The organism is Candidatus Hepatincolaceae symbiont of Strigamia maritima (assembly GCF_055505085.1).
In genome coordinates this window covers 1-8501 of the sequence record NZ_DBKDTU010000145.1, presented here as the reverse complement: position 1 = coordinate 8501, position 8501 = coordinate 1, and the positions used below count along the sequence as shown (strand labels likewise).

Here is an 8501-nt window from a genome sequence, read left to right as displayed (position 1 = left end):
CTTTTGTAACAAATCTTTCTATTTGGCTATCGTATACTATTTTATCATATAAATAGTGTTTAGGTGGTTCTTGGTTTTCATCTAGTTTTTTACCAAGAAGCGTATAGTCTATTTCATCTTTTTCTAAAATAGAAATATTACTTATTTCAATGATTGATTCTAAGTTATAACTAACTGATTGTAGCATATACTTGTTACAATTATCTAATATAGACCTTAATAATTCTTGTTTTGCATATTTAGGATTGTTAATAATATTTTGCCTACCTTGGGGGTTTTTTATTAACGTATTTACAACTTTCAAAATAAATAGCAATGGATATTCACTTTCTTTTACAATATCAAAAATAAACTCTTTATAGAAGTTAGGATTTTTAAAAAAATCTCTTCTCTCCACTATTTTGTGCTCTTTTGGTATTATAATATTCTTTTTTGCATCATATTCTTCTGTTTTAATTATAGTATTAACTGGATTTATGCTTGTTATCCTACAAAAAGATTCGCTAATCTCTTGACCTAATTTATCAAGCTTTTCTGATAAATCTTTACTATATATGATATTTGCCTTAGTATTTATTAACCTCCATAATTCTTCAAACTCTTTATTTCGCTCTTGATTAATTTTAACTTTAGTTTTAGGTTGATTAGCATTTTCTATTTGACTCTGTCTATTTTCACTTTCTTTAAACATATTTTGCAATTGTTCTTTAGATGATTCTGATAAAAAAACAAATTCTTGCATATTATTTTGCATAAAACTATAAATTAATGAATTGATATAATATTTATCTTCATTTTCGTTAAAAGAAATAATATTATTATCGTATAATTTCATAATAAACTGACTTATTTCTCTATCATTAAGTCTAGTTTTTGTTTTGAGATCTTCATGTGTAAAACTATTTGTTATTATATAGCTATTATCATTGATTTCTGCTTGTAGATTATAAATAAACTGTTCTTCCTGCCCTGATACTATTACCTCTAAGGTATTAATATTATAAAACTTATTTTCGTTATCTGATAAAAAGTTTTTAGTTAATCTACGACCTTGCTGATTTACGGCAATCCTTAAACCACGTCCTACTTGTTGTCTTCTTGATATATCTGAAGTGGTGGAACTTAATTTACATATATTAAAAATATTAGGATTATCCCAACCTTCTTGCAACGCCCATACAGAAAAAATAAAACGTAAGGGTGTTTTATGGGATAATAATTCTTCTTTTTTATTTAAGATTAGATTGATTGATTCTGCCTCTTGTTCTTCTCTACTGCCGTTAGAAGTAGAAAAATAACCTTCATGTACTTGTAATCTCTCATTTTTATAATCATTTTCTAAATACTGTTTGTATTCTTTATTTATATTCTTATTAGTAATTATTTCTTGTCTTTTATGCTTATATTCCTCTTCAAAAAGCTTTTTGATAATAGGATTATCACCTTTAAAATCTGCTATGTTGTTAATAAAAAATAATGATAGGGTTTTAATACCTTGTTTGAATAAATATTCTTCCTTCTCAAAATGTTTACTAATAGTTGTGCTTATTAAGTTTCTTTTTTCATCCTCATCTATCACATAAGCATGTTTTTCATAAGAGTTACTATTTGATAAATATGCTATATCTTTTTTAAGATTTGTACACACAACTCCTACTAAATCTTCTAATCCTGTTTTAGCACCTATATCTTCACCTATATTAAGAGTACATGTTTTTTCTTCATTATTATAAAAATAAGCAATTTGTAATGTTTTATTTTTAGTACCAATAAGTTTGATTGTTTGATTTGAATTAATTAGAGTTGATACTCTAATTTTTTTTACTAAATACTGTTGAAAAGAAGATATACTATCTAGTGCATATACCATGTTAGACAATTTGTGATTATCTTCTTTAGGGAACGTTGCACCAAACCTTAAATGCATGTTTTTAAAGCCTTTAAATTGTTCAATAAATTTATTTCCTTTTAGAAGATGTGGTTCATCTATTATAACCACAGGATTAATTTTTTGTAGTGCTTCTAAGGGTCTTCTTGTTGTTTGGATTCCTGTAAATAAGGTTTTTTTTTGCTCTCGGTTTAAAATATTATCTTTTTTGTCTATGGAACCATTAGTTAAAATTAATACAGAGATATTTTTATCTGCTTCATCAATGAATTTACTAACGCCAATTGGGATAGAACTCTTTTTCTTATTTTGTGTTCCTTCATACTCAAACACTTGTAATTCCTTAGCATATTCTATTTTAAAATATTCTTTGGTTAGCTTAATGTTTTGCTTAATTCCTAATTTAATTGCTTTTCTTGGAACAAAAATTATAAATTTATTTACCCCATACTGCTTATGAAGTTCAAACATAGTTTTAATATAGGTAAATGTCTTACCCGTGCCTGTTTCCATTAATATATCTATATTCATTCTATTAGATATATTAATGGAATATCCTTACCATTTTTTTTATGAAAAGACTTAAACGATTGGATTAATGTTTCTAAATTAGGCTCCTTAAAATCAAAATCCTTTAATAATTCAACAATATTATTCACACAATTAGTTTGATATTCTTGTTTTTCAAATTTCATTATTTTAATTTTTTCTTTCTTTGATTTATTTCTTAATCTTATTTAGATTAAATATTGCAACAAGCTTAATAATTTTGAGTGATTTGGGTTTTGTATGTTATTATCTTAATTAATAATAAAGTTAACTCTTACTTGAACCCATGTATCTTGTAAAAGCTTCCTCGGAATATTCCAATATTTCACCATATCCATTACGGAATTATCCAATAAAACATAACCTGAAGATTTATGAATAATACTATTTTTAATAATACCGTCTTTACTTACTAAAAATCTGATAATAACTTCTCCCTGTTGATTACGTTCAATGGCTTTTTTAGGATACTGAGGAGCTTTATAATCAAGCAAACTTTGATCTTCTATCACCGGAATTACATTTGAACCGCTTACTGCTTCCCCGCCGGTACCAAGTGCCTTAGCAGAAATCTGACTTTGAGTTTGTACTTCTTGTTTAGGTTTAGAAATTTGAGGTTGATATTTCTGATAACTGTGTTTTTTAAGCTTAGTTTTTTTTTGATTAGGAGAAGTGGCGTTGTTAGCTACACTTGATACCATACTAACACTAGGAGCTCCTTTATTACTAATATTAATTCTAATATACTGCTCTTTATTATTGAAAAACGTAAAATAAATTAAACAACCAAAAAATAAACTATGTAAGCTTATAGATGCTATTAAATAAAAATATTGAGAGTTTTTCGGTTTTACTGTTGCTAACATTAAAATACATATCTTATATCAATATAATAATTTCTCTCCATAGCATGCCTAACTGTAGTTACAGAAATAGTTTCAGAATATCTTTCATCAAACAAATTTTTTACTCCAATTCCTATATTAATATTATTTTTAATATATCTCAAGTCTATATCAGTTAGCCATCTGTCGCCTACTTCTGCTTCTACCTCTTGTCTGTTATCATTATGAACCATTGCCAGATGCGGTGATATATAATTAACAGTAGTTTTAAGTTGCCAAAAATCGCTAACTTGATATTTAAAGCCCATATTTAAACTAATAGGAGGAACTTTAGCTATGAGTGTTCCTTCTTTATTTATATATGCCTCACGTTTCTTTTCTATTGTTTTTAAGATCTGTTGTCCTGTATTGGTTGGTACCCCTTTAATTCTATCTTTTACTTTATCTAAAGCAACAAGATTAGATTTTTTGAACCTAGCATCTACATAAACTCCACTGAAAAAAACACTCATCGGATTCTGAAAGACACTACCCGCTACTTTTAAATCTTGTTCTAAAGTTAATTCTATTCCTCTACGGGTAGTATTACCATGATTAATAGCAGCAGAATGCCTTGTACCACTGGTAAGGTATAGAATATTTATTTCATTATTAGTATCGGTATTAAAAGCTACTAAACGTACATAGGTGTAGGGAGTGAGCATATCCTGAACCCCTACTTCATAGCTAACAAATGTTTCATATTTAAGATCTGCTAATTTATATAAACCATCATAATTATCAGTTAGCTGGTGAGCTTCAGGAGCGGTAAAACCAGTTTCACGTCTTACCCAGATACTACCGTCTTTTCTATAATCATAACCAATGGAGGCTTCAGTTGCATAATGAATATAATTTTTGTTAAAAGTAGCATAAGTTTTGCTATAACTGCCTAACACACCAATTGGTCCGCCTTTTTTCCATAAATCTTTATTATATCTATAGCCTTGGGTAGAATAGAAGTTACCAAGATAAATTTTATTTAAGGCAAAAACTGCCTGAGTGGTTTTTTTATAGTTAAAGATAGTTTTATTAGGTTTGCTTGAGTATATTTCCCACTTTTGCTTTACTTCTATGATATCATTACCTACTAAGAGAGAGCTTTTTTGATTAGTGCCGTAATAAAGTTTCATTTTAGATTTATTTCCCCTAGTATCACTAGAAAGAGTGCCTTTTTTAGGAATTGTAAAATTACTTTTAGAAGTAAACCCTATATCATCTAATAAAACATAATTAAAGATTCCCTTATAAGTTAATTTATGAGTTTCTGCCACCCTATTTCTATCATATATTGTTCCTGACACTCGCCAATCTCCGTCGCTTTCCTTTCTTCTCTTAGCGGATACAATACCTGAATATTTACCATCCTCACTATACTTAGAATAGGCATAACCTAAAATTTGTTTTTTAGTTAGAAAAATTTTAGAAGCAAAGGAATAAAAATCAGTATTGGCATATTCATTCCTTAGATATCCCTGACTTGTTTCCCCTCCATAATTCATTTGCAAAAATAATCTATCATTAAAAAGGATTTTCCCAGTATTAACTCCTATTCTTTTGGTATTAAAAGAACCATAGGAGAAATATCCGGAATTCAGAGGTTTTGAGGAAACTCTAAAATTAGTTAGCATACTAACTACCCCTCCTTGGGTACCGTTCCCATAAATTACACTACCACCGCCGGGTAGAATTTCTATCTTATCTATAGTTTCAGATGGTATAATGTCATATCCTGGAAAATAATGGAAATTATCTAAGAGATTAAGAGGCATATCATCAATTAATACTTGTACATTAGCACGACTTTTCTCTCCTTGCCCTCTAATATCAATGACATTTCTAAAGTCTGTACCAACTGTAATACCAGGTATTTTCTTCAATACATCATTAATTGTCCCTTGGTTCCCTTCATGCAACATACTACTATCAATAACTTGGGCATTTTTATTATATTCTTGAGGAACATTAATATCTTTGGTTGCTTGCACATTAATTACCACACTTTCTTCTGCTTTTGTAACATCTGTTTTCTTCTCATTAGATAAGGATTCATTATTAGGCAAAGATTCTGCTTTTGATAAGGAGAAGTTTAATAAAAGCAGAGTTATCATTATTAATATTTTGAGAAGTATCAATATACCACTTATATAATTGGTACATATTACCCCATCTTTAAAAGCTGATTTATTGATAATATTGCTACCAACTATTGTAAGACTATTGTAGAGGTTAGAATTATTTCTCTCATTAATCTGTACGTTAATTCTCACGGTATCTCTCTTATTATGTATTGTTTGCATTTTTTAGTTACCTACCCCATATCCTTCTTTTAGTTGTTACTTTGTATTAAAAAACATAACGTATTGCTAGATAGTAATTTCTCTCGATTCCCTGACGCACTGTATTCATCTCAACCCCGTCATAGTGAAGCTCTCCGGCACCTAAATAATATTTTTTATTAAAAAGATTATTTATCCCAGCTCCTATATTAAAGTTATCCTTTACATACCTTAACCCAATATTAGTAATTACCCGCTCTCCTAGTTTTTTATTTTGCTGATTAAAAAAAGGAACATGTGTTGCCACATAATTGAGGGTGGTAGTAAAACTAATAGGTTCTATAATTTGATATTTAAAGCCAGCATTGAGTAACCAAGGAGTAACCCTAGCAAGTTTTTTACCCTTACTATCTTTAAGAGTTTGTTTTTGGGTGGCTATTTCTGCAGGAGTTAACCCAACTACATCATAAAGAGCATCAGCGTCAGCTTTTTTAAGTTTTGCATCTACATAAGATATTCCTATGAAAAGATCTAAACTTGAGAAGAGTTTTTGTTCAAGATTAAGCTCAAAACCTTTTCTAAGGCTCTCCCCTATATTTACATGATAAGTTCCGTTACTACCATATGGTCCGGCTAAAATAGCATTAATCTGATTTCTAGTATCCGTATAAAACAGAACCCCTTTAAAATAAGTAGATTGGGTAATCATATCTTCAACCCCTACTTCATAAGTAATAAAAGTTTCATACTTAGCATTAGTATTAGTGATGATACCACTTTGTGTATCAATTAATTGCCTTGCTTCAGGAGCTGTAAAACCACGCTCCATTCTACTCCATATAGTTCCTTGTTTTCTATAATCATAACCTAAAGACGCTTCAAAGGCATAATTATTATAAGAGTTTTTAAAAGATTTATTGGGAAGAGCTTTCATAGTAGGTCTCTGACCAGGTCTTGAGGGTTGCCCCGTAGGAATTTGACCTGCTGAACTATTTCTATCCCATAAATCACGGTTAAATCTGTAACCTTGGGTAGTATAGAGTTTATCAAAGAAGTAAGTTTTATTTAAAGCAAAAAAAGCTATGGTAGTTTTCTTATAGACAATATCACTACCCATTACTGCCACTTTTTGTTTAGATTCTATTAAATCGTTTCCTATTAATAAAGAACTTTTTTTGACAGTATCGTAATAAATTCTAAGTTTGGCTTTGTTGCCTTTATCAAAATTTTTATTAAATCCTTTAATTCTAGTTTTTGCTTTGGGATCAGTGTCCACCTGATCCCAATTTCTCTCATTTTCACTATAAAAAAGTAAATTATCTATATTAACGTTATTAAATAGAGCTTGATAAATTATTTTATGGGTAGCTATAGTTCTATCCCTATCAATTAAATCACCTGCGACCCGCCAATCTTTTTCTGTAGCTACTTTTGTAACTACAGTAGAGAATTTTCCTTCTACTGTATAATATGTATAGGCATAACCGATACTTTGATTCTCTGTAAGTGCGGCTTTAGTAGCAAAAGAGTAAAAATCAGTATTTTTATACTCTCCTTTTAAATAAGCATCTGATGCTTCACCACCGTACTTAAATTGCAAAAAGAGTTTATCATCTATTAGGGATTCTCCTAGGGATAATCCTACTTTTCTAGTGTCAAAGGAACCATAAGAAAAATATATAGATTTTTCAGGATTGGCATTAGTTCTAAAATTAGTGTACAAGTTAACCACTCCTCCCTGTACGCCACTACCGTAGATGACACTACCTCCACCTGGGATAATTTCTATACTGTCTAGTGTTTCTAATGGTATAACATCATAGCCGTGAAAATTATATGATGTATAATTTAAGGGATTAGTAGGCACATCATCTATTAAGATTTGCACATTACGTCTGCTATCAACTCCACCTTGCCCTCTAATATCAATGGTATCTCTGTAATCTGCACCTATATTTACTGCCACAAATTTACTTAGAGCATCATATAAAGAATTATTATAAATTTCTCCCAAAGTACTTTTATTAAATATCTCAGCACCCTTATAATAATCTTTAGAGGTAATAAAATTATGTACTTCCCTTACATTGATAGTTATTTCCTTAGTTTGAGGATTTTCTATAGGATTATCAGATTTGCCTTGTGAAAATGTTGTTTGTAAGGATTCTGTTGATGAAAGAGCAGATAGATTATTTTCTTCTGCAAATACCAATGTTGCAATATTAGGGAGAACAAACGTTGCTACCAAAAATGCTATTAATTTAGAGATTTTTATTGCCAATATTGTTTTTTTCATTTTATTCTCTTTATTAGGTATTCATTATGTAATAATCATTATTATTTCATTATTATTTAATAATATAATAAACCAACTAATAAAGTCAACTAATACTTGTATATCACTATTTTTGAAGAAAAACTTGGGTTTTACTATATATTATTAATAACTTGATAAGTTTAGCTTTAGTTTTTATAATTTAGTATTATTAATTTTTGAAGAGATACACATGATTCTAAGTTTTGCTGAAGTAATAATTATTTTATGTATAATGAGTTTTATCATTATGAATTATACTGGTATTCTTAGGGCAAAACCTAATATTTTTCGTAAAAAACTTTACTTCAAGGGAGATATTGAAACCCTTTGGGAGATTCTCTATAATTATAAAGTTTATAATAATTGGAATAAACTCTATAAAAATATTAACCATAAAAATCTAGAATTACAAAGAGAAAGCTATATTGTAAATAAGAAGTTAGTTCTTTTAGTTTATAAACGTGGAGACTTCACCCATAAACAAGAAGTCTGGACTTTCTTTTTTAGTAATTCTAAGAACAAAGTATGTATAAACATAACCAAGATCGGAAGAGCGTCGTGTAGGGAAAGAGTGTAGATCTCGG

Annotated in this window: 4 protein-coding genes; all 4 read right to left on the bottom strand. The window is 29.1% G+C overall.

The features are described 5' to 3' along the window. The coding region (locus tag ACQCX0_RS03780) for a DEAD/DEAH box helicase family protein (RefSeq protein WP_462562844.1) at positions 1-2419 on the bottom strand (2419 nt) is incomplete at its 3' end. A 269-nt stretch (positions 2420-2688) separates the two neighbouring features. Next, positions 2689-3303: an energy transducer TonB gene (locus ACQCX0_RS03775; protein ID WP_462562843.1), complete on the bottom strand. Its 615-nt coding sequence runs from the start codon at positions 3301-3303 to the stop codon at positions 2689-2691. Then, positions 3303-5621, bottom strand: a complete 2319-nt coding sequence (locus tag ACQCX0_RS03770; protein WP_462562842.1) for a TonB-dependent receptor — start codon at positions 5619-5621, stop codon at positions 3303-3305. Before ACQCX0_RS03770 ends, ACQCX0_RS03775 begins: the two co-directional genes overlap by 1 nt. A gap of 46 nt (positions 5622-5667) precedes the next feature. Then, positions 5668-7896 carry a TonB-dependent receptor gene (locus ACQCX0_RS03765; RefSeq protein ID WP_462562841.1) on the bottom strand — a complete coding sequence of 743 codons (2229 nt, stop codon included), beginning with the start codon at positions 7894-7896 and terminating at the stop codon, positions 5668-5670. Positions 7897-8501: the final 605 nt, after the last annotated feature.

What these genes read in the sequence shown, in the direction of transcription:
- ACQCX0_RS03765 (WP_462562841.1), bottom strand. Translation starts at nt 7,896, where the DNA reads ATGAAAAAAACAATATTGGCAATAAAAATCTCTAAATTAATAGCATTT.
- ACQCX0_RS03770 (WP_462562842.1), bottom strand. Translation starts at nt 5,621, where the DNA reads ATGCAAACAATACATAATAAGAGAGATACCGTGAGAATTAACGTACAG.
- ACQCX0_RS03775 (WP_462562843.1), bottom strand. Translation starts at nt 3,303, where the DNA reads ATGTTAGCAACAGTAAAACCGAAAAACTCTCAATATTTTTATTTAATA.